We start from the raw sequence: 25,783 nt of genomic DNA, 5'->3' as shown, positions 1-25,783 counted from the left end.
GCGGTTCGCCGGCGAGCAGGGTGTGGGCATGAGCGAAGACCTACTGACCGCGTTACAGTATTATGGCGCCGGGGCTGCCGCCTTTGCCGCATTGATCGTGTCCCTCGATCTTGGCCGCAAGTGGACCGGGTTCGGCTTCATCATCTTCGTGACCAGCTCCATAGCCTTGATCGCATGGGGCTTCATGGCTGAGGACTCGGAGGGTATTGGCGTTCAGAATGTCATCTTGCTGGTCATCAACTGTGTCGGCGTTTACCGTTACCTGATTTCCAAACATCGTGCGGACGTGACCTGAACGTCTGTCGCAACGTGGTCTTCTCAATCTGCCCAGGATTCCCTCACCCTCGGTGATGTCGGAAATTGGCATCTTTTCCCGCAGCATGATGAGGACACCGGCAAGGAAGTTCTCGAAGATGCCCTGAGAACGGTGATGTTCACAGAAGAAAGCCATCCGCTGCGATGAGGAGCGGTGCAAACCGCTCATGGGCAGTTGGTTTCCGCTGTCCCTTCGCCCTTGCGGAATGTGCGCTTTGCCGCGAATGAGTGCGCATCATGACCGACACAGCTCTCATCGACGCCGCTCTGAAGTCCAAGGCCTGGCCTTTCGAGGAGGCGCGCAAGCTTCTCAAGCGATATCCGCAGGGCAAGCCTGGCGGTGAGCCCGTGCTTTTCGAAACCGGCTACGGCCCATCGGGTCTGCCGCACATCGGAACTTTCCAAGAGGTTTTGCGCACCACTCTGGTCCGCCGCGCTTACGAGGTGCTGACCGGTGGCGCGCCTACGCGCCTCGTCGCGTTCTCGGATGATATGGACGGCCTGCGCAAGGTGCCGGACAACGTGCCAAATGCCGATCTGCTGAAGGCGAACCTGGGCAAGCCGCTTAGCCGAATTCCCGATCCGTTCGGCGGCTCCGAGAGTTTCGCGCACCACAACAATGCGCTCCTGCGCCAATTCCTCGACCGCTTCGGCTTCGACTACGAGTTTGTCTCGGCGAGCGAGCGTTACAACTCCGGCGCCTTCGACAAGGCTCTGGCGAATGTGCTGGCGCATTTCGATGCCATCATGGGCGTCATGCTGCCCACGCTGCGCGAGGAGCGTCGCAAGACGTACTCGCCGGTGCTCCCGGTCTCACCCACGTCGGGCGTGGTGCTGCAGGTGCCTGTCGAAGTGCTGGACCCCGCCACGGGAATGATCGCCTTCGAGGATGAAGGGCAGCGGATCGAACAGTCTGTCTTCAGCGGACACGCGAAGCTGCAGTGGAAAGTCGATTGGGCGATGCGCTGGGTGGACCTTGGCGTCGATTACGAGATGTGCGGCAAGGATCTTACGGATTCGGTCACGCAGTCCGGAAAGATCGCGCAGATTCTCGGCGGGCGCCGCCCGGATGGGCTGATTTACGAGCTGTTCCTCGACGAAAATGGCGAAAAGATCTCCAAGTCCAAGGGCAACGGCCTCACCATCGAACAGTGGCTGACGTACGGCACCGAGGAGAGTCTTGGCTTCTACCTGTTCCGAGAGCCCAAGAGCGCGAAGCAACTGCACATCGGCATCATTCCCAAAGCTGTGGACGAGTACTGGCAGTTCCGCGGCAATCTGGCCGCTCAAGAACTCGACAAGCAACTCGGCAATCCCGTGTGGCACCTCCTGCGCGCGAATGGTGAGCAAGATGGCGCGGGCGACACACTGCCGGTCACCTTCGGCTTGCTGCTGAACCTGGTCGGGGTGCTGGGCGCGGATGCGACCGAGGACCAAGTATGGTCGTACCTTGCCAATTACGTGGCTGACGCGACGCCCGAGGCCCATCCCGAGCTTAAGGACCTCGTGGCTGCCGCGCTTGCCACCAATCGCGATTACATCGCACCAACTCTCCAGCGTCGCACGCCCGAGTCCAATGAAGCAGCGGCGCTGAAGGCTTTGGACGCCGAGCTGGAGCGTGCTGCGCCCGACGCTTCTGCCGAGGAACTGCAGAACGCGGTTTACGAGATCGGCAAGCGCGAGGAGTTCGGCTTTGGGAACCTGCGCGATTGGTTCAAGGCGCTCTACGAGACGCTGCTGGGCTCCTCGCAAGGGCCGCGCATGGGAAGCTTCATCGCGCTTTACGGCATCCCGGAGACGCGCAAGCTGATCGCGCAGGCGCTTGAGGCCAGCCAGCAGGAGCAGGCCGGATACAGCGATTGAGCACCCGGTCGAGGCACAGAGCGTTCCGCTCTGCGGCCCCGCTGGCGGGTCGGCCGCCAGTCACCCCCAGGGGCGACCACGGAACCATTTGGTGATGACGTACTTCACGCCGCGCACAACGGGCAGGGCGGCGTGCATGGTGTCCCAGTTCACCGTGCCGTCCGGCAGGTTGTTGTTCCACAACAGCAGCGCGCCCGCTTGTGGCGGGATGCTCACCTCAATTCGGGGAAAATCGGTGGTCCCGCCTTCCTCCACGGTGTTGAGGTAGACCATCGCGGTCCAGCTGCGCTGGCCGCCGCGACGCAGCTCATCCTCCCAATACGGCTGCCTCGTATCGAACCAGTCGCAGTGTTCCTTGAATTCCTGCCCCGGATAGTAGCGCTGCCCCTGCACGGTCTCGCCCCAGGACAGGTCGATGCCGATCAAATCTGACAAGCGGCGCTCGATGGCCTTCACCACCGGGTCTGCCTGATCGACGTCGCCGGAGAAGCTGGTACGATAGTTTTTGTAGGCTTCGTCTCTCACAAGCTCCGAAGGTCGCGCTACCGCATCAATAAGCCTGATTACGTGAGCGCACTCGTGCGCATCGAGGAAGCCACCCACCGCGTAGATCTCCGCAGCGTCGACAGGAACGCGATAGATGCCAGGATCACGTGCAAGCCTGGACCGCACGCTTTCCCCCAATCGAGCCAGCGTTTTACGATCGGGACTGGAAGAATGGGTCTGTTTCGCCTCCGCCATCGTGTTCGACTGCTAACCGCTCAGCGCGACCAGGCAAGCTACTTTCGAAAACGCCTGCTTGGCTGAGCGATGGTGATGGAGGCCGCCGGAGAAAGCCAACCAGAGGCTGTCATGCACACCCTCGCTACCGTATTACTTCCGCATTTTTCCGATCAGCTCGTTGTCGATTGCCTTGGCAGCTTTGTACGCGGGACGCGCCTGCACGCGCTCGGCATAGGCGACGATCGGCTGGCTCGGCGGCAGGATGCCGAAGGTGAGGCCCCAGTCGATCGAACTGCCGACGTAGACATCCGCCATCGTAAAGCGCTCCCCGCAGACCCACGTCCGGTCCGAGAAGAAGGTTTCGAGCGTTCGCATGGTCCGGTCGAAGCTACCCCAGCCCGCCATGCCTTCTTGCTCGGCCGAGGGCTCGAACTTGAGTGCGCGCGAGGTGATACACTGCTCTATTGGGCCGGCTGCGAAGAAGGTCCATCGGTAGTAGTCCGCCATCTCCGCGTCGTTGGGCAGCAGGCTCGCCTCGGGATGCATTTCCGCCAGGTAGAGGCAGATCGCGGCGGCTTCGGTCACCACGCGATCGGCGCCAGCCTGATGGTGGACAATCGTCGGCACTTTGCCCATGGGGTTGGCAGCCAGGAATGCCTCAGGCTTGTCTTGCCAGTCCACAAGGACCTGCTCGTATTCGGCACCGACTTCGTGCAGCGCCCAGCGGACGATCTGACCGCGCGACATTGGATTGGTATAGAAGGTGTAGTCAGCCACTGCTCTTCTCCCTTGCCACGAAGTGGTGAGGTGGAACATTAACGGAACAGAGGGCTGCGTCAAGGCCTCGGCAGGTTCACGCCCTTGGGAGCCCACTAGGCCACAGGCTGCGAATTGAGGGTTCGTGGTGACCACACTCCAGTCACCGCCAAAGACCTCCGTTTGAGTGCCTAAGAGATAGAGATGACGACCGGATTGCTCATGATCCCGCTCCGCATGTTTTACCAAGTGTGAGGATCGGATCGAAACCGCCCCAGACCATGCGCATGCCGTCGAACGGTAGTTCCATGCCTTCGGGCATGCTCATCTCGCTTTGCATCTTCTTGGCCGCTTCGTCGCAGACCTGCCTGGAAGGCCAGATCATGTACGAGAAGACCACGCTTTCCTCTTCGGTGGCATTTACGCCACGGTAGAAGTCGGTGACTTCGCCGCGCGGCACGTCCTCGCCCCACGCCTCCAGCACGGCTAGCGCGCCGTAGTCCTTGAACATGCCCCAGGCATCCGCAGCCATCTTCGCGTAAGCGTCGCGCTTTGCGGTCGGCACCGGGACCATGAAGCCCTGCACATACGGCATGTCGGAGTGATCGCCTTCCGTCACCATCGGCTCGAAGCCGCCATAGATCACGCGCTTACCATCGAACGGCATCGGATTGCTCTGCGGGTCCACGCGTGAATCAAGGCTTTCCGGGTTCATCAGCGTGGCAAATGCAGTCTCGCGCGTTTGCTTGTCAGGCCACTCGATCCAGCTGAAGAGGATGCTCTCATCGTCTTTCGCATCCACCGCCCGGTAGAAGTCGGTCACTTTGCCGTGCGCGACATTGTCGGCCCAACACTCGACGGCCCGGATGGCGCCGTGTTCGACGAAGGCTCTGTCGGCTAGCCGGGCGTGCTCCAGAAACTTGTCCTTGTTTGCCGTGGGTACGGCGGCCACGAAACCGTCAAAGTAGGTCATGTCAGGCATCCTGCTTGGCAGTGGGCGCGTGCGCTTCGAAGTGTGAGAGCTGGGCGGCGAGGGCGGTCTGGAACGCAGGGCGTTCAACGCCGCGGCCAAGGTAGGCGGAAAGGGCCGGGTGGTCGTCGAGCAAGCCTGATCGCTCGAGTTCGCGCAGCACCGTGACCATAGCGATATCGGCAATCGAAAATGTGCCGGCGAGCCACTCTCGGTCGCCAAGCGCCCGCTGGAAGCGATCGAGGCGCTGCCCCGTCGCCTGCAGCAGCGAGGGGCGCCGCAAGCTTGCCCACTCTTCCTTCTTTGAAAAAATCTCGATGTTCGACAGTTCGAAAACGAAAGGCTCGATGCTGTTGAACGCGGCGAGCGTCCAGCTCAGTACGGAGGCGCGCGCTTGCCCTTCGCCGGGGAGCAGGTCGCCTTTTTCGCCGAGGTGAATGAGTATCGCACCGCTTTCGAACACAGAGACGTCGCCGTCTCGCAAGTGTGGCACTTGGCCCCAAGGCTGTTCAGCATAGTACCAGTCAGGGCGTTCCATCGCGCTGATCAGGCGCTCGCGATAGGAGAGCCCCATTTCTTCGCAGGCCCAGCGAGGGCGCAAGTCGCGTACGAAGCCTTGTGCAAAGGGTGGAACCCACGAAAACGCGGTAATTTCAATCTCGGCTTCGGAGTTGATGGGCATCGTTCCTCTCCTGTCTTGCTAGCCCCCATCGGCGAGTCGCTCTTGCAGGAGCGTGCCACGATAGTTACAAAAGGCAACAATGAAGTTTAAAAAGGAAACTAACGTCGCGTCTCAAGGTCACGGCAAGTGGTATGACGATGCTTGCGCCGCCGCTTTTGCCATGGAACTGATTGGCGAACGGTGGTCCTTGCCGATCATTCGCGAGCTTATGCTGGGGGGGCGGCGCTTCAGTGACATACGGGCCAGTTTGCCCGGCCTGAGCGCCAAGGTGCTGACCGAGCGGCTGGAGAGTCTTGAGGCGGCAGGTATCGTCACTCGCCTGGCGGTAAACTCGCCAGCGCCTGCCAAGCTCTACGCGCTGACCGATTGGGGCCTCGCGCTGGAAGACGTGATGCAGGCGCTTGGCCGCTGGTCGGTGCAGTCGCCTGAGCACAATCCTCGCCTTCCGCTCACGCCGGTCTCGCTGATGCTGTCCATGCGAACCATGCTCGACGCCACCGCGGACAAGGACTGGGACACCACCGTCCGCTTCGTCGTGGGAGAGGAGCGTTTCCTCGGTCGGCTGAAAGGAGGAGATCTGCGGATCGAGCGCATGGGAGATCGTGAGATCCAGGCCGACATCGCTTTTCAGGCGCCTGATGCTAACGCCTATCTATGGGTGTTCTACGGCAAGCAGGCGCTTGATGCTGCAGGAATTACGCTTAAGGCTGAGGGCGATCCTGCTCTTGTCGCACGCTTCATCGGTCTGTTCGGGTTGCCAGAGAAGCGTCGGCAAAGCGCCTGAACAGCGCGCCATGCCGGCTGCAATGGCTGTTGCAGCGCAGCGCTGCGTCCATTAGGCGATGATCACGATGACTGACTTCCCGAACATGCAGGCCGACAGCCGCGACCGCACCATCCTTGCCGCGCCGGACATCGAAGTGGATGTGCGCGAGACCTTCGGCATCGACATCGACATGAAGGTGCCGGCGTTCTCGGTTGCGGACGAACGCGTCCCCGACCTGGACGAGACTTATGTGTTCGATCCCGACACCACGATGGCCATTCTGGCAGGCTTTGCCTTCAACCGGCGCGTGATGGTGCAGGGCTATCACGGCACCGGCAAGTCGACACACATCGAGCAGGTCGCCGCGCGGCTGAAGTGGCCCTGCATCCGCATCAACCTCGACGCGCATATCAGCCGTATCGACCTGATCGGCCGCGACGCCATCGTGCTGCGCGACGGCTTGCAGGTGACCGAGTTCCGCGAGGGGCTGCTGCCTTGGGCGTTGCAGCATCCCGTGGCGCTGGTGTTCGACGAGTATGATGCCGGGCGGCCCGACGTTATGTTCGTGATCCAGCGTGTGCTGGAGACCGAGGGCAAGCTCACGTTGTTGGACCAGAACCGCGTGATCCGGCCTAACTCGAACTTTCGCCTCTTCGCCACCGCCAACACGGTGGGGCTTGGCGACACCTCGGGGCTCTACCACGGCACTCAGGCGATCAACCAGGGTCAGATGGACCGCTGGAACATGGTCGTGGGGCTGAACTACTTGCCGGAGAAGATCGAGACCGAGATCGTCGGCAAGAAGGTGCCCGGCATCGACGGCAAGATGATCGCGGACATGGTCAAGGTCGCCGATCTCTCACGTCAAGGCTTCATCAACGGTGACATCTCGACTGTCATGAGCCCGCGTACGGTGATCACCTGGGCACAGAACACCGCGATCTTCAAGGATGCGGGTTTCGCGTTCCGACTCTCGTTCCTCAACAAGTGCGACGAGACCGAGCGAATGCTGGTCGCGGAATACTATCAGCGGGTATTCGGCGCGGAACTGCCCGAAAGCGTCGTCGCCAAAGCCTGATGACTGCAAAGGCGGGCGGCTGCAGGCGCTGCCCGTTCGAGCGCCCCCGTGCTCAGGCTGCGTGGTATTGCCTGCGATCGGATGCAGGGAGCCGCCAAGCGGGCAGGGCTTTCTCGAACAGGAAGCCCTGGGCATGGCAGCAGCCCATTTGGGCCAGCTTGGCGAGTTGCGCCTCGCATTCGATACCCTCGGCTATTGTTTCCATGCGGAACTCGCGAGCAAGTGCCAGAACGCTTTCCACGATCGCGCGGCTCACGGGTTCGTTGATGATATCGCTGATGAAAGAGCGATCGATCTTTAGCTTGTCGAGCGGGAACCGACGCAAGTAGTTCAGCGAAGAATAGCCAGTGCCGAAGTCGTCGAGCGCGATACGAACACCAAGGCTGCGCAATTGGTGCAACTGACGCAAGTGGGCGTCTCCGTCGCGAATCAGAAGGTTTTCGGTAATCTCCAGCTCAAGCCGTCGGGAGGCGACACCAGTGGCCGCCAGTGCGCTCACGACTTGAGGCACTAGTGCGTCGCCGCGCATCTGGGCCGGAGAGACGTTCACCGCGATGGTCAGGTCCTCTCGCCAGGTCGCTGCTTCCGCGAGCGCCTGACGCAGCACCCATTCACCGATCGCACCAATCAGGTCCATTTCTTCGGCGAGCGGGATGAACACTGACGGCGGTACGGAACCCCGCACTGGATGATTCCATCGCAGCAGAGCTTCGTAACCGACAGTTCGCCGGCTCCGGATGTCTACCAGCGGCTGGTAAAAGACGACGAATTCCTTGCGCTCGAGCGCAACTCGCAGATCCATCTCCAGTTTGCGCCGTTCCTGAAGTTCGCTGAGCAAGTCTGTATGGAACAGCACGCTGTTGCCCCGGCCGCGGCTTTTCGCCTCGTAGAGCGCGACATCAGCCGCCCGCAATAGCGCCTCTCCGGTCAAGCCGTGCTGCGGTGCAAGGGCAATGCCCAGGCTGGCGCCGCAGGGCAGGACAGTCCCCTCGCGTTCGATCGGCTGGGACAGCGCGGCGACAAGCTCGGTGCCGAGCCTCTCGACCTCGGAGGGATCGATGATGTTCCACAGTAGGACGGCAAACTCGTCGCCGCCCAGCCGCGCAGCTAGCGTCTCCTCGCCGAGCAGACCTTCGATCCGGCTTGCCGCTTCGGTCAGCACGGCGTCACCGGCGGCGTGGCCATGCGTGTCGTTAACGAGCTTGAAGGAGTCGAGGTCGATAAAAAGGATCGCGCATTCGGCTCCGTCGCTGCAATTCTGGAGCACTTGTTCTAGTTGCGCGGTGAACACGGCGCGGTTCACCAGCCCGGTGAGGTTGTCGCGGGTGGCCATCAGATGCACGCGATCTTCGGCTGCCCGCTTAGCGGTGACGTCCTGCGCAAAGAAGCGAAAGCCAGCCTGCGCGCCTTCCTGATCCAGCATGGCACAGCCTGAGATCGACCACCACCGCTGCTCGGCTCCGACGCAAAGTGGCACTACCTGATTGCGAAATCGTTGGCCGCGCCGCGCTGCGGCTAACATGGCGTTGCGCTCGTCGCCTGGCTCGAACAGCGACGGGATCGGCACCCCGTCGAGTTCCTCGTGCGAGCGGCCCAGGGCCGCGCAAAGGCGAGCCGTAGGGTTCTGCAGACGTCCCTTGCTATCCGCCTCGATCAGCCAGTCTGTCCCGTGCTCGTCATATTGGGTGAGGAGGGCTTGAATGGTGTCGTTCGCCGTCGCGAGCAGGCGCGTGCGCAGACTGCGGGTCGCGAACATGTAATCGAGTTGGAAAATGGCAAATTGGAGGCTCAGCACCGTCAGCGCGGCAAGGGCAAGAAGCCCTTCGGTATGGGCCCCGGGACGGACGATCAGCGCGGTAAAGAGGCTCACGACGAACATCATACCGGTGAGCAGGCCCACAAATGGCAGGGCCAGCATGCAGACCACATCGAACAGGAGCGATGCGCCCACGAACATCATCACCGGACCGACGTGCCCCGGCACCGCCCATGTCACGAGAAGCCAGATCACGATAGACTGGCCGAGGCTGCGAACGAGTAGGACGCCCCGAATCCAGTTAAGGCGACGGCCTGGCGTTTGGGTGTCGCGTTCGAGTGAGGAGCGCAGTGCGACCTCAAGAAGCCAGAGTGCCGCGAGCAAGGCCGCAGTCACCATTCTCACATCGGATGGCGCCCGAAGGAGCCAGAGCGCCACCACCGCCCGCAACGCATCGCAGCGCACCCAGGGAAACCTTGCGAACTGCTGTATCCGGCAGGAGGCGAACCACTCGCGGTCGCGTTCCGGTACCTCATACCGCAGTACTGGGAAGCGCCGCAGGCGCGTGGGCAGCAAGCGCAATGGCAACAGTGTGCCGTGTATGCGTGCTAGTGCCTGCATGTTTGTTACCCGCGTCTGGGCCGCTCGCGGCCGTTCTCGCCTCACGACATATCCTTACCGTCTATAAAGACTTTTTCGGATCGTGCTAACTTTTTGCTGGCTAGTCTAGTCGGTGGCAATATCTCGGTATATTTTCGGATGGGCCTCGGACTTCTTACCGGGTCAGGCGTACCTCGCATGGACGAAGTAGAGCCCATCGGGTGGAGCATTAAGACCAAGCACTTGGCGGTCACGCGCTTCCAAGGCGGCGATCAGGCGATCTTCATTCCATCGGCCCAAGCCCACAAGTGCAAGGCAGCCCACCATCGAACGAACTTGGTGATGCAGGAAGCTGCGTGCTTCGGCTGCGACAAGCACACGCTCACCTTGGCGATGAACGTCGAGCCGGTCGAGAGTTTTAAGCGGGCTTTGGGCTTGGCAGTGAGCCGAGCGGAAGGTGGTGAAATCGTGCAGGCCCACCAGCACTTGCGCCGCCCGGTGCATGGCTTCGGCATCCAGTGGCTGCGGCACTTGCCAGGCTTGTCCGCGCTCGAACGTCAGCGGCGCACGGCGGTTGATGATGCAGTACTCGTATGCCCGGCCGATGCAGGAAAAGCGGGCGTGCCAGTCTTCCGGCACCGCCTCGCAGGCAAGCACGGCAACGGGAGCCGGCCTCAAGCGTGCGTTCAGCGCCTCCATCAGCCGAAACGGCGCTATGTCCTTCATGACGTCGATGTGCGCGCGCATACCGCGTGCATGCACACCGGCGTCGGTGCGCCCCGCCGCATGCATCGCTACCCGTTCACCGGTGATCGCGAACACCGCATCCTCTACCGACTGCTGCACGGATGGACCATGCGACTGGCGCTGCAGCCCCATGAAAGGGGCGCCGTCAAACTCGAGTGTAAGGGCGAACCGCGTCATCGTCGCCGCCGTTACAGGAGCAAGCCCGATCTGCAAACGGAGGCTGCAATGGTGCTTGGCTGCCGCATCGCGGGATGGCACCATGGTGCCGAAAAAAGAAGGAGAGGATTTCACGATGCCCCAGGAAGCAACGCCGCGGCCGCGCTTTGAAATTTTCCGCGGCAGCGAAGCGCCGTCGCTTGCGGAATGTGAGTGCATGACGAACCAGGGTGAAACGCCCAACCTTTTCACCGCGCTCGGCCGTTTCCCCGATATGATGGAGACTGGGGGCGAGCAGGTGGATGTGCCTTATCGGCGCCCCGGCATGAGCCTGGCGCGACTATGGCTGAAAAGCGGCTTCCCCCTGCCGCTTCACACGCACGACTGCGACTGCCTCTACTACGTCGTCGCTGGTACCATCCTGCTGGGCAGCGAGACGCTGGCCGCAGGGGACGGGTTCTTCGTTGGTAGCGAAGTGCCCTACGGCTACTCGGCCGGGCCAGAAGGTGCAGAAGTGCTGGAGTTTCGCGCCACGGACGCCTTCAACATCCGCTTGAAGGACAAACCCGTCGCGGCTTGGGAGAAGACGGCGGGGCAAATGCGCGAGGCGCGTAACCGATGGGCCCAGGAAACGCCCCCGGTGCGCCGAATGCCCGAAAAAGTCTAAGCGTCAGCCGAGCTGCGTCCCCGGGGAGATTGAACGGCCACGCAGGAGTTCAGCCGCCGCCATAGCCGGCCGCCCGGCGCGCTGAACCGTCGTCGGCCGGACAGCACCCGAGCCGCACGCGATGGTCAGCTGCTCGTCGAGAACCACTCCGGGCTGGCCTTCTTCACCCACGACATCAGCAGCCAGAACTTTGAACCGCTCGCCCTCCAGCTCAAAGAAAGCGCCAGGGGCAGGGGCGAAGGCACGCACTTGCCGCTCGACCTGGGCTGCGCCCTGCGTGAAATCGAGGCGCGCCTCCGCTTTGTCGATCTTGCTGGCATACGTGACGCCCTCCTCAGGCTGCGTCACTGGCCGATGCTTCGGCAATTCGCGCACGGTGCTTACCAGCAGGATTGCGCCGCGCTCCGCCAATTCGCGGGTGAGATCACCGGAGGTCTTGCAATCGATGGTCGTACGCAGTGTCGCCAGCATCGGTCCGGTGTCTAGCCCGGCTTCCATCTGCATGATGGTGACCCCGGTGGTCGGATCTCCGGCAAGGATCGCCCGCTGGATCGGTGCTGCCCCACGCCAGCGCGGCAGGATCGAAGCGTGGATATTCAGACATCCGAGCCGCGGGGCGTCGAGCACCGCCTGTGGCAGGATCAGCCCATAAGCCGCCACCACTGCGACGTCGGCATTGAGGGCGGCGAAGTGCGCCTGCTCTTGCGCGCCCTTCAGCGAGACCGGATGGCGCACTTCGATCCCGCGAGCCTCGGCCTCGCGATGAACGGGCGAGGGCGTCAGCTCCCGCCCGCGCCGGCCGGCCGGCCGGGGGGGCTGCGTATACGCTGCGACGATCTCATGGTCCGCGTCCGCCAGTGCAACAAGAGCGGGGACCGCGAAATCGGGAGTGCCCATGAAAACGATCTTCATTCGCGTTTCTCCGCTGACGTAGGCTTGCCGCACGCTGTTCGCCCGCGAACCGTCGAAGGGTGCGCATAAGCCCCGGTTTGTTCTTGCCGGGGCAGGGGCGCAACTCCTATCTGCCCAGGCATGGCATCGCAAGAGATCGAAACCCTCACTGGCGCGCTCTCGCGCTTGCCCGGGCTGGGGCCGCGCTCGGCTCGCCGGGCGGTGCTGTGGCTGATCAAGCGGCGCGATACTGCGTTGGTGCAGCTGCTCGATGCTCTGGGCGCAGTGCAGGGTGCTCTGATAGAGTGCGATGTGTGCGGCAACATCGACACCACCACTCCTTGCGGCATCTGCACCGATCCGCGCCGGGATGCGCGCCAGCTCTGCGTTGTCGAGGAAGTGGCAGATTTGTGGGCGCTTGATCGCGCACGGCTCTTTACGGGGAAATACCACGTTCTAGGGGGGCGACTCTCTGCACTGGACGGCGTGCGCCCGGAAGACCTGACTATCGAGGCACTGCTCACCCGCGCAAGTTCGGGCACCGATGAAGTCGTCCTGGCGATGAACGCCACGCTCGAGGGACAGACGACCGCTCACTACATTGCCGAGCGGCTGGAGGCATGCCCCGTCCGGGTCACGCAGCTGGCGCATGGCCTGCCGGTGGGCGGCGAACTCGATTACCTCGATGAAGGGACTCTCGCTCAAGCGATCCGGGCGCGTCGTCCAGTGGGCTGAAGAGCCCGCAAGTCGTTGCCCGGCCTGCAGAAAACGCGAATCACTGCAATCGACTTTCACTGCATTGCCGATGTTGCGAAAATGCTTCGTGCCGATTATCTCGCCAGCATGGCTATCCGTGAAATCATCGAAGTTCCCGATCCGCGCCTCAAGCAGGTCTCCACGCCCGTCGAGCGCTTCGATGACGAGCTCAAGACGCTTGTCGCCGACATGTTCGAAACCATGTACGACGCGCCCGGGATAGGTCTTGCCGCTATCCAGGTGGGCGTGCCGCTGCGCGTGCTGGTCATCGATCTGCAGCCGGACGATCCTGATGCCGAGCCCGAAGTCTGCACCGCCCACGGCGATCATCATCACACCCATCAGCCGACGAAGCGCGAGCCGCACGTCTTCATCAACCCTGAAATCCTTGATCCGTCCGAAGAGCACATCGTCTACAACGAAGGTTGCCTGTCGGTGCCCGAGATCTACGCCGAGGTGGAACGCCCTGCTCGCATCCGCGCCCGCTGGCAGGATCTTGAAGGCAATGTTCATGAAGAAGCTATGGACGGCATGATGGCGATCTGCCTCCAGCATGAGATGGACCACCTTGAGGGGGTCTTGTTCATAGACCATCTATCGCGCCTTAAGCGCCAGATGGCGCTCAAGAAGCTGGAGAAGCTGCGCCGGGCCGCTTGACGCCGGTGTTGTGGATGACTTTTATCAACTTCTAGCGTTCTCCCTTCGTTCCTGATATGCGCAGCGGATGGATTCCGCTGCGTTTGTCATTGTCGCCCTGGTCCTCGGTCTGGCTGCCGGCCTCTTTGCTGGCTGGTTCTTCGGATCGCGTCCCGTAGCCGAATGGCGCGATCGTCACGCTGCGCGTGACGCGGAGGCGCGAGATCTTGACGAAAAGTTTCGCCGCGCGATTACCGAGCTGGCGACCGCCAGCGAGCGGGCAAGTCGTGGCGACGCTTTGGAAGAAGCACTCGACCGGGCGCGTCTGGAGCATGCCACGACTCTGGAGCGCACGCACGGTGAGCACTCCAGCGCGGTCGAGCGCTTGCGAGCCGAGCATGCGGCACTGGTGGATACGTTACGCCGCGAGCATCGCGAACTCGCTACAGAACTGGCTGGTTTGCGTGAAAAGACCGCCAATTTTGATGAACAGAAGCGCCTGCTGATTGAAGCGCAGGAAATGCTGCGCAAGGAATTCGAGAATGCCGGTGCGAAGGTGCTGGCCGGCGCACAGGAAGCGTTCCTGCAGCGGGCAGGTGCGCGGTTCGACGAAAGCGAAAAGGCGAGCGCCGAGCGTTTGACCACTTTGCTGGCGCCGGTGAACGCGCGTTTGAAATCGTATGAGGAGCAGGTGACCGCGCTTGAGACCAAGCGCGCTGACGCTTTCGGTCAGTTGCACGGCCAGATCGAAGCTTTGCGGGCTGGCCAGGAACTGGTTCGCGCCGAAGCCATGCGGCTTGGCAATTCCTTGCGCAATGCACCCAAGGCCCGCGGGCGTTGGGGCGAGCAGCAACTTAAGAACGTACTTGAACAGTGTGGTCTGTCCGAGCACACGGACTTCGTTACCGAGCAGTCCGTCGGTACGGAGGACGGCCGGTTAAGACCGGATGCGCTCGTGCGCATACCCGGCAACAAACAACTAGTGATCGACGCAAAGGTATCGCTGAACGCTTATCAGGATGCCTTCGAAGCCGATGACGAGGTGAAGCGAATGGGCTTCCTCGACCAGCACGCAGCATCGATGCGCGCGCATATTCAGTCACTTGGCGCCAAAAGCTATCATAGCCAGTTCGATAACGCGCCTGACTATGTGCTGATGTTTGTGCCGGGTGAGCACTTCATCGCAGCCGCTCTGGAGCATGATCCGACGCTTTGGGATTTCGCGTTCGAAAAGCGCGTGCTTCTGGCCAGCCCAACCAATCTGGTCGCGATCGCTCGCACGATTGCACAAGTGTGGCAGCAGGAAGGCCTCGCCCGTGAGGCGCGCGAGATCGGCAAACTCGGCAGCGACTTGTACGATAGCCTGGCGAAGACGCAGGACGACCTCATGAAGACGGGCGTTCATCTCGGGCGTGCCGTGAACTCCTTCAACGACTTCACGCGCACTTATGAGGGCAACGTGCTCAGTAGGGCACGACGACTTTCCGAGAAGCACATCAAGATCGGGAAGCGCGAGATCACGGAAGACGTTGCCGTGGTCGAAGCGGCACCCAGGCACGCTGATGTGCGTTTGCCCGGGACATACAGCAGCGAGAGTACGGCCGGAGCGTCTGAGTAGTACTGCAGTTTGGCGGTAGGTTGGGCGATCTTCTGCAGTCGTGCGGAAAAGGGCTACCGCTTTTGAGAGTAGCGGATCGTCAGTCGCTCAAGCGTGCTAGCGCCTCATAGGCCAACACTGCCCCAGCTACGGCGGCGTTCAAGCTGTCGGCCCGGCCGCGCATCGGTATTGTCACGCGCAAATCGCACTGTGCCTCGTAAGTGTCTGGTAAGCCTTGTGATTCGTTGCCGACGAGCAGAAAGCAAGGCGCCTGGTACGGCGCCATCCGATAGTCGGTTGGATCCCGGAGCGAAGCGGCGACGAGTTGTCCCGGACCTTCGCGCAGCCACTCGATGAACTCTTCCCAGCGAGCGCTAGCCAGGCGCTGCGTGAAAATGGCGCCCATGCTCGCGCGCACGGCTTCGACGGAAAAAGGGTCGGCGCAGTCGTCGATCAGGATCAGTCCGCCGGCGCCCACCGCATCGCCGGTACGCAGCATGGTGCCGAGATTGCCGGGATCGCGCAGCGCCTGTGCAACCAGCCAGATCGGCGAAGTGCTTCTATCGATCCTCGCCAGTCGGGTGTCGAATTCGGCGAACACGCCAGCGACGGCCTGCGGGTTTTCCTTTCCTGTGACTTTGGCGAGGATATCCTCGTCCATCTCCAGAATCTCGCCTCCTGCGGCAGCGACGGCATCCTCAAGCTCTGCAAGCAGGGGGTGCGGCGCCCGTCCGCTTGACATGACCAGGATCTCGGGCAAGACGTCGCTCTCGCGTGCATCCGTCAGCAGGCGAAGCCCCTCGGCGAGGAACTTTCGTTCACGGCGACGGTGCTTCTTGTCCCGCAGCGATCGCAGGAACTTGACTGTCGGGTTTGAAAAACCATTTATCGTACGGCGCGGAGCCAAGGCCTTAATCCTCGCCGAAGCCGTCCCGGACGAGCTTCACAAGCTGCTCCAGCGCCGCTTCGGCGCCATCGCCGGACACGGCAATCTCGATTGTGTCGCCCTTGGCGGCGCCGAGCATCATCAGGCTTAAGATCGAGCCGCCGGCGGCGTCCACCCCGTCCTTGCTGACCTGGACCACGCAGGTAGGCGGCAACTCGCCGACAAAATTAACGAATTTCGCGCTGGCGCGCGCGTGCAGGCCCCGCTGGTTAACGATCGTCACGGATTCGCGGCAGGCAATCATGCGTCCTGCCCCAGGTATTCGGAGGCCACGGTTATGTAGTTGCGTCCCGCATCACGTGCGGCACAGGCCGCATCGCGCACAGACATGCAGCGGCGCGCTTTTGCAAGGCGGATCAGCATCGGCAGGTTTATGCCGGCGATCACTTCGACCTTGCCCGCTTCCATAAGGGAGATCGCAAGGTTGGAAGGCGTTCCTCCGAACAGATCGGTCAATACGACGACGCCTTCGCCTGCGTTCACATCGTGGATCGCGCTGGCAATTTCATGCCGGCGTTCTTCCATGTCGTCGTTCGGGCCGATGCAGACAGTGGCGACGCCCGGCTGCGCGCCGACGACGTGCTCCATCGCTTTGACGAACTCGACAGCCAGATCGCCATGGGTGACGAGGATCATGCCGATCATGTGGGATTTGCGCTCCGAATCTGCTGCGAACGCACCGGGGAATTGCTATTCTTCACGCCGCGGGCTTCCTTCCAGAAGATCGGCGGCACGTGCGCCCAGGTTGCGATGCAGCAATGTGGGGGAAAATCCGTGCTCACGCAAGGCTGCTGCCATTTGTCGCGCCGTGAAGACAGAGCGGTGCCGCCCGCCTGTGCAGCCAAATGCCACATGAACATATGCTTTTCCCTGCTCCCTGTAGCGCGGGAGCAACAGCAAGAGCAGGTCGCGTATCCGCTCGAACGCCTCGGCGAAGGCAGGGTCTTTACGAACATACTCGCCGACCGACAGATCCTCTCCGGTCAGGGGGCGAAGCTCAGGGTCCCAGTGCGGGTTGTTGAGAAAGCGCATGTCGAACACGAGATCCGCGACAGGCGGCATGCCACGTGCAAAGCCAAAGCTGGAGACGGTGAGCGTCAGTTGCTGCGCATCTTCGTTGGCGAAGCGATCACGCATGGCGCGTTGCAGGTCGTTGGCCGTGAACTCGCTTGTATCGATCAGGATGTCGGCCCAGCGACGCAGCGGGGCAAGTAGCTCGCGCTCCGCCCGAATGCCTGTCGAAACCGGCGTATCGCCGGCAAGGGGGTGCCGCCGCCGGGTTTCGTTGTAACGACGCTCCAACTCATGGCTCGCGCAGTCCAGGAACAGCGTGGTCACCTCCAGATCCGGCCTTTCGCCGAGATCCTTCACTTTGCGAATGATACTTTCCGGATCGAAGCCGCGTGTTCTCGAATCGAACCCGATGGCCAGCGGTCCACGCAGTTCGCGAGGCGCGGCCTGCGGAGTGTCCATGAGGCGATCGAGCAGACGAACGGGAAAGTTGTCGACGATTTCCCAGCCCAGGTCTTCCAGCACGCGCAGAGCCGTTGTCTTGCCCGCTCCCAGCATGCCGGTCACCAGCATCAGCCGTTGGCGGTTTTCGGAAGAAGAATCAGACTCCATGAGGCGCTGCTTTGCGCTTTTGCGCTGTAAAATGGAACTCCGGTATCGTCCTCGTCCCGATGCGGCGCGATTTTCAGGCGGTAAGCCGTAGAGCCGCAAGGCTTGTTCCACCTTGAGGGCAGGGGGGTGGGGTTCCGGCCAGATCGCTACAAGAGGCACGGACACACCGAGGCGTTCTGTTGGCGTGGGAGAATCGATGAACCGGGGAGCAGCCGGATCCAGCTTGATCACGAGAGCCACTGGTGCCGCATCGCACGCCTCGAATGGTGCCAGCCCAAGATTTCGCACTTCCAGCAGCCCGCGTGTGCGCGGGTGCGGGCGGGCGAGAAGACGTTCATCGAACAGTTCGAGAAGGACGCCATCGTCGCCGATCAGGCGGGCACCGCGATCCATCAGAGCGAGAGCGAGCGCTGACTTGCCCGAGGCGGGCGGCCCTTCAATGAGAATAGCCCGACCATCGATCGCGACGCATGTAGCGACGTGCGGTTTCATGAAGGATCGCGCCACATAGGAAGCACGAGTTCGATTCGCGCACCGGGCCGGCTATCAATGCGACCAGTGGCTGCAAGACGCCCGAAGTGAGCCTCGACCACGGTGCGAGCGATCGCGAGGCCGAGACCGCTATGGCGTTTGAAGGCTTCCCCGGAGGGGCGCAGTGAGTGGAACCGCTCGAAAACCTTGGTGCGGGCTTCTTCGGGAATCCCGGGGCCGTGGTCGGAGACTGCCACCAGGATGCGGTCGTTCGACTGAGAAAGCTCTATCTCGATTGCGCCGCCCGCCTCAGAGAATGAAACCGCATTGTCAAGCAGGTTGTGCAGTACACGTTCGAGGCGTGCGGCGTCGCCGGGAACGACCATGTTGCTGTCGCCCACGCGAGAAACGACGACTCGGCAGGTGTCGTTGGCCCCGCGCGTGTCTCGCTCGGCGACAAGAGCCAGCACGAGGCGTAGCATGTCGACTGGCTCGAACGTCGTGCGGCTGAGTTCCGCATCGATCCGGCTCACATCGGCAATTTCGGTGATCAGGAAGTCAATACGCCGCACGTCATCGCTGGCGATCGCCAGCAATTGGCTCCGCAACTGTGCATCGCTGACGCGCTCCAGGTTCTCAAGCGCGTTGCGCAGCGAGGCGAGCGGATTCTTCAGCTCATGCGCGACATCGGCTGCGAAGCTGCCCACCGCGTCGATCCGCTCGCGCAGGGCCGCGGTCATGTCAGATATCGCACGGGCCAGGAGCCCGATCTCATCACCACGCTCCGGCAGCCGCGGAACGATAACTTTGCGGTCCCGGCCAAGCCTTACGCGCACAGCTGCGCGGACCAGCTTGCGTAGCGGATCGACAATGGTGCGCGCCAGGAACAGCGAGAGCAGTATTGATATACCCAGGGCGCCTCCGACGATGATCGCGAGAGTCTGGCGCGCCTCGCGAACGTACTGGGTGATGTCGCGAGCGTTACGCGTAGAGAGCAGTGCGCCACCTTTGTCGCCCACCGGCGTGGCTGCCGTTATGACAGGAGTGCGATCTGGCGCGGATCGGCGCCGGGTGACTGTGTTGCCGGTCCCGAGCGCTGCGGCGATCTCCGGCCAGTTGCTGGCACCCGGCTGCTGCGGGTCTTGGTAGCCGGGGATCGGCTGAGTGCCGAGAACAAAATCCATCGCGCGGTCGATGAAGCGGGCAGCCTTGTCCAACAGCGGCTCGTGTTGAGGGTCTACGAAGGCATAGGAGGGGCTCGCCAGCGCGAAGCTATCGGCAACCAAGTCACCTTTGCCGTCATAGAGGCGCAGCCGCAGTTGCTGTGTGGTTCCGATCTTGGCGAGCAGTCGCTTCTGCTCCGTCGGGTCAAGGTATGTAAGGGCCGCGGCCGTCATCTCAGCCTCGGCCCGAGCGAGGCGAAAACGCTCTGCAAAGAGCTCCCGGCGGTAACTGTCTATGTAGAACAGGCTGCCCGCCAGCAATGCGAACGCAATCACGTTGACTGCCAGGATGCGTGTCGTCAGCGAGACGCGCCAGGGCCATCCTATGCGCGCGGTAAGGCTATGCAAGAGGTCAGGCATCGGCGAACGAGTAACCGGCGCCGTAAAGCGTCTCGATTGCGCCAAAGTCCGGGTCGACGGCTCTGAACTTGCGCCGGAGACGCTTGATATGGCTGTCGATGGTACGATCGTCTACGAACACGTCCTCGCTGTAGGCAGCGTCCAAAAGCTGATTGCGGCTTTTGACGACACCGGGGCGCGCCGCGAGAGCTTCTAGAATCAGGAATTCAGTTACGGTCAGCGAAACGGGCTGTCCCGCCCAAGTGACCTGGTGGCGGGCAGGGTCCAGCTCAAGCCGCCCCCGCGCGATCGTCTCGGGCGTTTCGTGCGGCGCTGCATCCCCCGTCTGGCTGCGGGCAAACTCGCTGCGCCGCAGGATTGCGCGAATGCGCGCCACAAGAAGGCGTTGGCTAAAAGGCTTGGTGATGTAGTCGTCCGCGCCCATCGCCAGGCCCAGCGCCTCATCAGGTTCCTCATCCTTGGAGGTGAGAAAGATGACCGGCAGCGCGGAGTGTGCGCGCAGAGCCTGCAGCAGTTCCAAGCCGTCCATACGAGGCATCTTGATGTCGAAGATGGCGAGATCGGGCGGATTCTCTATCAGCGCCTTGAGGGCGGTCTCTCCGTCGGTATAGACCCGCGTCGCGAAGCCCTCTGCCTGCAAACCGATGGACACCGCGGTGAGAATGTTGCGGTCGTCATCCACCAGCGCCACGGATTGTTGCCGCGGCTCGTATGGATCGGTAGCGGTTCGAGACGGGGCGTTCATCAATGCCATGCGGGGAAGAGGGCCAGAAGATGCAGGGGTAAACTCTTGCCGACGTACTGACAACGTGCGCAAGTTCGTGCAGCACTGGTGCCGATAGAGGTATTATCTAGGTTGATTAAGGCGAATCCGGGCAACCGAGCGCGTGGTGGTTTGACGAGAGTCGAGAGGCCGATTATCGCGCCCCGTGATTCTCTTGCAGAATGACTGCCTTGGCGCTGCGCCAGAGCGCCACTTATATGGAGACGACCTTGACCGCTTCCCTCAGCTATCCTCTCGACCGCCAGGGCATAACGACCGAAGCCACAATCTTCGCCAATTTCGGTACCGCGCCGCTTGTCGAGCACGCGATCGCCAATGGTGAGGGCATGCTGGCAGCGGGTGGTCCATTCGTCGTCGCGACCGGCAAGCACACGGGACGTTCGGCCAAGGACAAGTTCATCGTCAAGGATGCCGAGACCGAGGACACGGTGTGGTGGGGCAAGACCAACGTGCCCATGACGCCTGAACACTTCGCCGCCCTTAAAGAGGACTTCCTCAACGCGCTCGGGCGGAAGGACAAGCTCTATGTCGCGGATCTGTTCGGCGGTTCACAGCCCGAGCACCGCGTGAATGTTCGTGTCATCAACGAGTTCGCTTGGCACAACCTGTTCATTCGCACGCTGCTTGTACGTCCGAATGCGGACGAGTTGAGCGGTTTCACGCCCGAGTACACGATCATCGATCTTCCCAGCTTCCGCGCTGATCCTGAGCGTCACGGCAGCCGCAGCGAGACGGTGATCGCCGTTAATTTCACCGAAAAGCTCATCCTCATCGGGGGCACCGCGTACGCTGGCGAGATGAAGAAGAGCGTCTTCGGGATCCTGAACTACCTGCTGCCTGTTAAGGGCGTGATGCCGATGCACTGCTCGGCCAACATTGGCCAGGACGGCAAAACCGCGGTGTTCTTCGGCCTTTCGGGCACGGGCAAGACTACGCTCTCGGCTGACGCTAGCCGCACGCTGATCGGCGACGACGAGCATGGCTGGTCGGATACTGCCGTGTTCAACTTCGAAGGTGGCTGCTACGCCAAAATGATCCGGCTTTCGGCCGAGGCCGAGCCTGAAATCTTCGCAACCACTAAGCGTTTCGGCACTGTTCTCGAGAACGTTGTGATCGATCCGGTCACGCGCCAGATCGACCTTGAAGACAACTCGCTGGCCGAGAACAGCCGCGGTTCCTATCCGATCGACTTCATTCCGAACAGCTCGGAAAAGAACCTCGGACCAGTGCCCGCGAACCTGATCTTCCTGACCGCCGATGCCTATGGCGTGCTGCCTCCGATCGCGCGCCTCACGCCTGACCAGGCGATGTACCACTTCCTTTCCGGCTACACTGCCCGCGTTGCTGGCACCGAGATCGGCGTTACCGAACCCGAAGCGACTTTCTCGACCTGCTTTGGCGCGCCGTTCATGCCGCGTCATCCCTCGGTCTACGGCAACCTCCTCAAGGAGCGGATCGCCAAGGGCGGCGTGAAGTGCTGGCTGGTCAACACCGGCTGGTCCGGCGGCAAGGCCACCATGGAAGGCATCAAGCGCATGCCGATCAAGGCGACTCGCGCTTTGCTCAACGCTGCGCTCGACGGCAGCCTCAACGACGCCCAGTTCAAGGAAGATCCGAACTTCGGCTTTGAAGTCCCGGTCGCGGTTCCCGGCGTGGACAGCAAGCTGCTCGACCCTCGTGGTGCTTGGGCGGACCCCGCCGAGTACGACAAAACCGCGCAGGTCTTGGTCAAGCAGTTCATCGAGAACTTCGAGCAGTTCGAAGATCACGTCGACGAGGGCGTCCGCAAGGCAGCACCAGTCGCCGCTTGATCCTGAGCTGCGCTTCGCGCGGCTCAAGCCAAAACCGACGCCGCAGTGGTTTTCCGCTGCGGCGTTCGTCGTTTCCGCTGGACGCTCTTGCGAGGCTTGAAAACAAGTCCGCTTTCTACAGGCTCGCTTCATCTCGCGCTGGCCGCTATGATCCGCTCATGGCAATTGCGCTTTCGCTTCTGGTCCTCACGACGTTTGCACTTGTGGCCGGAGGCGTTGTGCTTCTGCGGCGGGGGGTGCGCACTCAGGCCTGGCTAATGCTCGCGCTGGCGGCCGTGATGGCGCTCAACGTTGCGATCTGGACAGTTCCTACCCGCAGCGGCACCACTTTGGCGCAAGGCGTCCCGATTCAATAACGCCGACAAGGGCGGCGTTGAGCGAATTCCCAATGATCGATAGCACCAGTCGTCATCGAAGTCGTCGCATGCAGTGGACACTCGCGCACACCCCGCCTATCTCAGCGGCGATGGCGAACCGCCTATTCCTGACCTTGCTGGCTCTGCTGACGGGCCTTGCGGCGCAGATCGCGCCGGCACAGGCGCGTGCCTCCGCTACGGAAGCCGCTGCGGTGACGGTCGCAGTCTGCTTGGTTGCTCGTCCGCCCGCCGCTCCGGTGGAACTTGCTCAACTGCCAGAACCGGGTCGCCGGCACGCACGACTCGTGGCGAGCGCAGGCGGTAGCGACCGGGCGCCGCTCTGCCGCACATCCAGCGTAAGGATCGGCGTCGACCGCGCTCGCGAGTAGCGCGGCCGCGATCCTAGAATCACGCTGACGCTGCCCGCGTTGCGGGTGCAACCGCGCACTTCCTGCGCCACCATTTCATATACAGGAATCCCGCCATGCTAGGGACCATCGTCAAGTCACTCTTCGGCTCCTCCAATGAGCGCTATGTGAAGTCGCTCGACAAGGTCGTTCGTCAGATCGCCTCGTACGAGCCCGCGCTTGAGGCGATGGGCGACGACGAACTCGCCGCACAGACCACCAAGTTCCGCCAGCAGCTCTCTGCAGGCAGCACGCTGGATGACATTCTGCCCGAGGCGTTCGCAACGGTGCGCGAGGCGGCGAAGCGCGTGCTCGGCATGCGCCATTTCGACGTGCAGATGATTGGCGGTATCGTCCTGCATCGCGGCGAGATCGCTGAGATGCGCACGGGCGAGGGCAAGACGCTGGTCGCTACTCTCGCAACCTACTTAAATGCGTTGGAAGGGAAGGGCGTCCACGTTGTCACAGTGAACGACTACCTGGCTCGCCGGGACGCCGAGTGGATGGGGCAGCTGCACCAGTTCCTGGGCCTGAGCGTCGGCGTAATCGTGCCAAATCTTAACGAGTATCAGCGCCGCGAAGCCTACGCTGCCGACATCACGTACGGCACGAACAATGAGTTCGGCTTCGACTACCTCCGCGACAACATGAAGCACGAGCGCAGCCAGATGGTGCAGCGCGCCTTCAACTACGCGATCGTCGATGAAGTCGATTCGATCCTCATCGACGAAGCGCGCACTCCGCTCATCATTTCCGGGCCGACGGACGACAAGTCCGAGCTTTACATCCAGGTCGACGCGATCGTGAAGCAGCTTTCGCCCGACGACTACGAGACGGACGAGAAGGGCAAGAGCGTTGTCCTGACCGAGGATGGTGTGGAGAAGGCCGAGCGCATTCTCGAAGCTGCCGGGCTGCTCGAAGGATCAAACCTCTACGACATCGAGAACACGCTGGTGGTCCACCACCTTGATCAGGCGCTGAAGGCCGTGGTCATGTTCAAGCGCGACACCGACTACATAGTGAAGGACGGCAAAGTCGTCATCATCGACGAGTTCACGGGTCGCATGATGGACGGCCGTCGCTGGTCGAACGGCCTGCACCAGGCGGTCGAGGCCAAGGAGGGCGTCCAGATCGAGCCCGAGAACCAGACGATGGCTTCGATCACGTTCCAGAACTATTTCCGCATGTACCCGAAGCTTTCGGGCATGACCGGCACGGCGGCAACCGAAGCGGCCGAGTTCTACGACATCTACAAGATGAACGTGGTAACGATCCCGACCAACGTGACGATCAAGCGCATCGACGAGGAAGACGAGTTCTACAAGAACACGCTCGACAAGTTTGCTGCGATCGCCAAGCTGATCCGCGAGAAATATGAGACGGGTCAGCCTGTGCTGGTTGGTACCGTCTCCATCGAAAAGTCCGAGCTATTGTCTGACTTCCTCAAGAAGGAAGGCGTGCAACACAACGTCCTGAATGCGCGCTTCCACGAGATGGAAGCACATATCGTCGCGCAGGCGGGGCGGCTGAACGCCGTCACTATTGCCACGAACATGGCGGGGCGCGGTACCGACATCCAGCTTGGTGGCAATGTCGAGTTTCGCGCTGATGACGAATTGCGCGACATGCCCGAAGGCCCAGAGCGCGACGCGGCACTGGACCGTATCAAGGCTGAGGTTGCCGAGGAGAAGGCTCGTGTGCTGGCCGCGGGTGGTTTGTGCGTGATCGGTACGGAGCGGCATGAAAGCCGCCGCATCGACAATCAGTTGCGTGGCCGTTCAGGCCGACAGGGAGATCCGGGCCTTTCGAAGTTCTATCTGTGTTTGGAAGATGATCTGCTGCGCATCTTCGGGCCGGATACGCTCTTCTCAAAAATGATGAATTCGAATCTCGCTGATGGCGAGGCAATCGGGTCCAAGTGGCTGTCGAAGGCGATCGAGACCGCGCAAAAGAAGGTTGAAGCGCGCAATTATGAGGTGCGCAAGCAGGTCGTCGAATACGATGACGTGATGAACGATCAACGGAAGGTCATCTACGAGCAGCGGTCCGACATCATGGATGCCGAAGCGGTGGACGACATTGTCGTCGACATGCGTCACGACACGATCAATGCCATCGTAGCCGATGCATGCCCTCCCGGTTCCTATCCAGAGCACTGGAAAGTAGAGGAACTGAAGGAGCGTGCTCGCGACGTGCTCGGTATCGAGATACCGCTCGAAGCGTGGATAGAAGAAGATGGCGTGGAGCCCGAGACCATCGAGGAGCGGGTAACTGAACTGGCCGACTCTCACATGAACGAGAAGATGGGCCGGGACGAGCCAGCCGTGTGGCGTCAGGTTGAAAAAAGCATCCTTCTCGATCGTATCGATCACTACTGGAAGGAGCATCTGGCCACCCTCGATGCCCTGCGCCAAGTGGTGTTCCTGCGCGCTTATGCGCAGAAAACGCCGATTAATGAATACAAGCAGGAAGCTTTCGGTCTGTTCGAACGCATGCTCGAGACTATTCGCGAGGACGTGACGCGCATTCTTTCGATCAGTGAATTGCGCATGCCGGAGCCGGTCGGCCTGCCGGACCTGCCTGACTTTCTTACCGGGCACATCGACCCATTGACCGGCTTCGACAACTCGGCCGATGGCGATGGGTCGGCGGCGCAAGCCGCTCTGTTCGGCGCGCTGGCTGGCAGTCCGGAAGCCGCGGTGGGGCCGGGTGCTTCGGGTGAGAATCCTTATGCCAATATGCAGATCAGTCGTAACGCGCCATGCCCTTGCGGCTCGGGCAACAAATACAAACACTGCCACGGTGCGTTGAGCTGAGGCAAAAAAAGGCGGCCCCTCGCATCG

25 protein-coding genes and 1 pseudogene are annotated in these 25,783 nt (G+C 61.8%); 12 read left to right on the top strand and 14 right to left on the bottom strand.

Features of this window, described 5'->3' with window-relative positions:
- The first annotated feature begins 28 nt into the window (after positions 1–28).
- Both ABVV53_RS04565 and ABVV53_RS04560 read left to right on the top strand, forming a co-directional pair.
- Positions 29–295, top strand: a complete 267-nt coding sequence (locus ABVV53_RS04565) for a hypothetical protein (protein WP_353983196.1) — start codon at positions 29–31, stop codon at positions 293–295.
- A 257-nt stretch (positions 296–552) separates the two neighbouring features.
- Positions 553–2,178 (top strand): lysine--tRNA ligase, encoded by a 1,626-nt coding sequence (locus ABVV53_RS04560; protein ID WP_353983195.1) that lies wholly within the window; start codon positions 553–555, stop codon positions 2,176–2,178.
- Between the two features lie 60 nt (positions 2,179–2,238).
- Here the strand turns inward: ABVV53_RS04560 and ABVV53_RS04555 are convergent, their stop codons facing one another.
- The 4 genes from ABVV53_RS04555 to ABVV53_RS04535 all read right to left on the bottom strand — a co-directional run bounded on the left by ABVV53_RS04555 (position 2,239) and on the right by ABVV53_RS04535 (position 5,309).
- The gene (locus tag ABVV53_RS04555) at positions 2,239–2,919 is read right to left on the bottom strand and encodes a prolyl hydroxylase family protein (protein WP_353983194.1); all 681 of its coding nucleotides are present in this window, start codon (positions 2,917–2,919) and stop codon (positions 2,239–2,241) included.
- A gap of 132 nt (positions 2,920–3,051) precedes the next feature.
- The gene (locus ABVV53_RS04550) at positions 3,052–3,678 is read right to left on the bottom strand and encodes a glutathione S-transferase family protein (RefSeq protein ID WP_353983193.1); all 627 of its coding nucleotides are present in this window, start codon (positions 3,676–3,678) and stop codon (positions 3,052–3,054) included.
- Positions 3,679–3,877: 199 nt separating this feature from the next.
- Complete coding sequence (locus tag ABVV53_RS17290; protein WP_474100930.1) at positions 3,878–4,630, bottom strand: DUF1428 domain-containing protein; 753 nt, start codon at positions 4,628–4,630, stop codon at positions 3,878–3,880.
- A 1-nt stretch (position 4,631) separates the two neighbouring features.
- A complete protein-coding gene (locus ABVV53_RS04535; RefSeq protein WP_353983192.1) occupies positions 4,632–5,309 on the bottom strand; it encodes a glutathione S-transferase family protein in 678 nt (225 codons plus the stop codon).
- Between the two features lie 79 nt (positions 5,310–5,388).
- Here ABVV53_RS04535 and ABVV53_RS04530 point away from each other — a divergent pair, with 79 nt between their 5' ends.
- Positions 5,389–6,093: a winged helix-turn-helix transcriptional regulator gene (locus ABVV53_RS04530; protein ID WP_353983191.1), complete on the top strand. Its 705-nt coding sequence runs from the start codon at positions 5,389–5,391 to the stop codon at positions 6,091–6,093.
- 67 nt (positions 6,094–6,160) lie between these two features.
- A complete protein-coding gene (locus ABVV53_RS04525) occupies positions 6,161–7,153 on the top strand; it encodes an AAA family ATPase (RefSeq protein ID WP_353983190.1) in 993 nt (330 codons plus the stop codon).
- A gap of 52 nt (positions 7,154–7,205) precedes the next feature.
- On the opposite strand, the gene ABVV53_RS04520 is transcribed toward ABVV53_RS04525, so the two are convergent.
- Positions 7,206–9,530: a putative bifunctional diguanylate cyclase/phosphodiesterase gene (locus tag ABVV53_RS04520; RefSeq protein ID WP_353983189.1), complete on the bottom strand. Its 2,325-nt coding sequence runs from the start codon at positions 9,528–9,530 to the stop codon at positions 7,206–7,208.
- A gap of 162 nt (positions 9,531–9,692) precedes the next feature.
- Positions 9,693–10,433, bottom strand: coding sequence for a tRNA pseudouridine(38-40) synthase TruA (gene truA, locus ABVV53_RS04515; protein ID WP_353983188.1), 741 nt, complete (start codon positions 10,431–10,433; stop codon positions 9,693–9,695).
- A gap of 115 nt (positions 10,434–10,548) precedes the next feature.
- On the opposite strand from truA, the gene ABVV53_RS04510 reads away from it, so the two are divergent.
- Positions 10,549–11,079, top strand: a complete 531-nt coding sequence (locus ABVV53_RS04510) for a cupin domain-containing protein (protein ID WP_353983187.1) — start codon at positions 10,549–10,551, stop codon at positions 11,077–11,079.
- Between the two features lie 3 nt (positions 11,080–11,082).
- On the opposite strand, the gene fmt is transcribed toward ABVV53_RS04510, so the two are convergent.
- Entirely contained in the window at positions 11,083–11,991 is a 909-nt protein-coding gene (fmt, locus tag ABVV53_RS04505) for a methionyl-tRNA formyltransferase (protein WP_353983186.1), read from the bottom strand.
- A 120-nt stretch (positions 11,992–12,111) separates the two neighbouring features.
- Here fmt and recR point away from each other — a divergent pair, with 120 nt between their 5' ends.
- From recR to ABVV53_RS04490, 3 genes are all read left to right on the top strand, one after another.
- Positions 12,112–12,705: a recombination mediator RecR gene (gene recR, locus ABVV53_RS04500; protein ID WP_353983185.1), complete on the top strand. Its 594-nt coding sequence runs from the start codon at positions 12,112–12,114 to the stop codon at positions 12,703–12,705.
- 108 nt (positions 12,706–12,813) lie between these two features.
- Positions 12,814–13,383: a peptide deformylase gene (gene def / locus ABVV53_RS04495; RefSeq protein WP_353983434.1), complete on the top strand. Its 570-nt coding sequence runs from the start codon at positions 12,814–12,816 to the stop codon at positions 13,381–13,383.
- 67 nt (positions 13,384–13,450) lie between these two features.
- Positions 13,451–14,980: a DNA recombination protein RmuC gene (locus ABVV53_RS04490; RefSeq protein ID WP_353983184.1), complete on the top strand. Its 1,530-nt coding sequence runs from the start codon at positions 13,451–13,453 to the stop codon at positions 14,978–14,980.
- Between the two features lie 79 nt (positions 14,981–15,059).
- Here the strand turns inward: ABVV53_RS04490 and ABVV53_RS04485 are convergent, their stop codons facing one another.
- The 7 genes and pseudogenes from ABVV53_RS04485 to ABVV53_RS04455 all read right to left on the bottom strand — a co-directional run bounded on the left by ABVV53_RS04485 (position 15,060) and on the right by ABVV53_RS04455 (position 20,327).
- Positions 15,060–15,866 carry a TrmH family RNA methyltransferase gene (locus ABVV53_RS04485; RefSeq protein WP_353983183.1) on the bottom strand — a complete coding sequence of 269 codons (807 nt, stop codon included), beginning with the start codon at positions 15,864–15,866 and terminating at the stop codon, positions 15,060–15,062.
- 4 nt (positions 15,867–15,870) lie between these two features.
- The gene (locus ABVV53_RS04480) at positions 15,871–16,149 is read right to left on the bottom strand and encodes an HPr family phosphocarrier protein (RefSeq protein WP_353983182.1); all 279 of its coding nucleotides are present in this window, start codon (positions 16,147–16,149) and stop codon (positions 15,871–15,873) included.
- Positions 16,146–16,550: a PTS sugar transporter subunit IIA gene (locus tag ABVV53_RS04475; protein ID WP_353983181.1), complete on the bottom strand. Its 405-nt coding sequence runs from the start codon at positions 16,548–16,550 to the stop codon at positions 16,146–16,148. The genes ABVV53_RS04480 and ABVV53_RS04475 overlap by 4 nt, the downstream gene beginning before the upstream one ends.
- Before the next feature lie 45 nt (positions 16,551–16,595).
- Positions 16,596–17,528 carry an RNase adapter RapZ gene (gene rapZ, locus ABVV53_RS04470; protein WP_353983433.1) on the bottom strand — a complete coding sequence of 311 codons (933 nt, stop codon included), beginning with the start codon at positions 17,526–17,528 and terminating at the stop codon, positions 16,596–16,598.
- A 282-nt stretch (positions 17,529–17,810) separates the two neighbouring features.
- Positions 17,811–18,020, bottom strand: a pseudogene (locus ABVV53_RS04465) (HPr kinase/phosphorylase); the annotation flags it as partial.
- A complete protein-coding gene (locus ABVV53_RS04460) occupies positions 18,017–19,582 on the bottom strand; it encodes a sensor histidine kinase (RefSeq protein ID WP_353983180.1) in 1,566 nt (521 codons plus the stop codon). The pseudogene ABVV53_RS04465 and the gene ABVV53_RS04460, both read right to left, overlap by 4 nt.
- Positions 19,575–20,327 carry a response regulator transcription factor gene (locus ABVV53_RS04455; RefSeq protein ID WP_353983179.1) on the bottom strand — a complete coding sequence of 251 codons (753 nt, stop codon included), beginning with the start codon at positions 20,325–20,327 and terminating at the stop codon, positions 19,575–19,577. Before ABVV53_RS04455 ends, ABVV53_RS04460 begins: the two co-directional genes overlap by 8 nt.
- Before the next feature lie 236 nt (positions 20,328–20,563).
- Here ABVV53_RS04455 and ABVV53_RS04450 point away from each other — a divergent pair, with 236 nt between their 5' ends.
- The 4 genes from ABVV53_RS04450 to secA all read left to right on the top strand — a co-directional run bounded on the left by ABVV53_RS04450 (position 20,564) and on the right by secA (position 25,756).
- Positions 20,564–22,177: a phosphoenolpyruvate carboxykinase gene (locus ABVV53_RS04450; protein WP_419956743.1), complete on the top strand. Its 1,614-nt coding sequence runs from the start codon at positions 20,564–20,566 to the stop codon at positions 22,175–22,177.
- 158 nt (positions 22,178–22,335) lie between these two features.
- The gene (locus tag ABVV53_RS04445; RefSeq protein WP_353983177.1) at positions 22,336–22,533 is read left to right on the top strand and encodes a hypothetical protein; all 198 of its coding nucleotides are present in this window, start codon (positions 22,336–22,338) and stop codon (positions 22,531–22,533) included.
- Positions 22,534–22,601: 68 nt separating this feature from the next.
- Entirely contained in the window at positions 22,602–22,922 is a 321-nt protein-coding gene (locus tag ABVV53_RS04440; protein WP_353983176.1) for a hypothetical protein, read from the top strand.
- Positions 22,923–23,017: 95 nt separating this feature from the next.
- A complete protein-coding gene (secA, locus tag ABVV53_RS04435) occupies positions 23,018–25,756 on the top strand; it encodes a preprotein translocase subunit SecA (RefSeq protein ID WP_353983175.1) in 2,739 nt (912 codons plus the stop codon).
- Positions 25,757–25,783 lie beyond the last annotated feature (27 nt).

Source organism: Novosphingobium kalidii (assembly GCF_040534015.1).
GTDB lineage: Bacteria > Pseudomonadota > Alphaproteobacteria > Sphingomonadales > Sphingomonadaceae > Novosphingobium > Novosphingobium kalidii.
Note: the sequence above shows the minus strand (reverse complement) of the source record. Positions and strands in the feature narration are given on the sequence as shown.

Bases quoted from the DNA above. Each gene is read 5' to 3' on its own strand.
- def (WP_353983434.1), top strand. From the start codon at position 12,814: ATGGCTATCCGTGAAATCATCGAAGTTCCCGATCCGCGCCTCAAGCAG.
- ABVV53_RS04475 (WP_353983181.1), bottom strand. From the start codon at position 16,550: ATGATCGGCATGATCCTCGTCACCCATGGCGATCTGGCTGTCGAGTTC.
- ABVV53_RS04445 (WP_353983177.1), top strand. From the start codon at position 22,336: ATGGCAATTGCGCTTTCGCTTCTGGTCCTCACGACGTTTGCACTTGTG.
- ABVV53_RS04460 (WP_353983180.1), bottom strand. From the start codon at position 19,582: ATGCCTGACCTCTTGCATAGCCTTACCGCGCGCATAGGATGGCCCTGG.
- ABVV53_RS04440 (WP_353983176.1), top strand. From the start codon at position 22,602: ATGCAGTGGACACTCGCGCACACCCCGCCTATCTCAGCGGCGATGGCG.
- ABVV53_RS04560 (WP_353983195.1), top strand. From the start codon at position 553: ATGACCGACACAGCTCTCATCGACGCCGCTCTGAAGTCCAAGGCCTGG.
- ABVV53_RS04535 (WP_353983192.1), bottom strand. From the start codon at position 5,309: ATGCCCATCAACTCCGAAGCCGAGATTGAAATTACCGCGTTTTCGTGG.
- ABVV53_RS04520 (WP_353983189.1), bottom strand. From the start codon at position 9,530: ATGCAGGCACTAGCACGCATACACGGCACACTGTTGCCATTGCGCTTG.
- secA (WP_353983175.1), top strand. From the start codon at position 23,018: ATGCTAGGGACCATCGTCAAGTCACTCTTCGGCTCCTCCAATGAGCGC.
- ABVV53_RS04525 (WP_353983190.1), top strand. From the start codon at position 6,161: ATGACTGACTTCCCGAACATGCAGGCCGACAGCCGCGACCGCACCATC.
- ABVV53_RS04530 (WP_353983191.1), top strand. From the start codon at position 5,389: ATGAAGTTTAAAAAGGAAACTAACGTCGCGTCTCAAGGTCACGGCAAG.
- ABVV53_RS04490 (WP_353983184.1), top strand. From the start codon at position 13,451: ATGGATTCCGCTGCGTTTGTCATTGTCGCCCTGGTCCTCGGTCTGGCT.
- ABVV53_RS04455 (WP_353983179.1), bottom strand. From the start codon at position 20,327: ATGAACGCCCCGTCTCGAACCGCTACCGATCCATACGAGCCGCGGCAA.
- rapZ (WP_353983433.1), bottom strand. From the start codon at position 17,528: ATGGAGTCTGATTCTTCTTCCGAAAACCGCCAACGGCTGATGCTGGTG.
- ABVV53_RS04510 (WP_353983187.1), top strand. From the start codon at position 10,549: ATGCCCCAGGAAGCAACGCCGCGGCCGCGCTTTGAAATTTTCCGCGGC.
- ABVV53_RS04480 (WP_353983182.1), bottom strand. From the start codon at position 16,149: ATGATTGCCTGCCGCGAATCCGTGACGATCGTTAACCAGCGGGGCCTG.
- fmt (WP_353983186.1), bottom strand. From the start codon at position 11,991: ATGAAGATCGTTTTCATGGGCACTCCCGATTTCGCGGTCCCCGCTCTT.
- ABVV53_RS04565 (WP_353983196.1), top strand. From the start codon at position 29: ATGAGCGAAGACCTACTGACCGCGTTACAGTATTATGGCGCCGGGGCT.
- ABVV53_RS04555 (WP_353983194.1), bottom strand. From the start codon at position 2,919: ATGGCGGAGGCGAAACAGACCCATTCTTCCAGTCCCGATCGTAAAACG.
- ABVV53_RS04450 (WP_419956743.1), top strand. From the start codon at position 20,564: ATGGAGACGACCTTGACCGCTTCCCTCAGCTATCCTCTCGACCGCCAG.
- ABVV53_RS17290 (WP_474100930.1), bottom strand. From the start codon at position 4,630: ATGACCTACTTTGACGGTTTCGTGGCCGCCGTACCCACGGCAAACAAG.
- truA (WP_353983188.1), bottom strand. From the start codon at position 10,433: ATGACGCGGTTCGCCCTTACACTCGAGTTTGACGGCGCCCCTTTCATG.
- recR (WP_353983185.1), top strand. From the start codon at position 12,112: ATGGCATCGCAAGAGATCGAAACCCTCACTGGCGCGCTCTCGCGCTTG.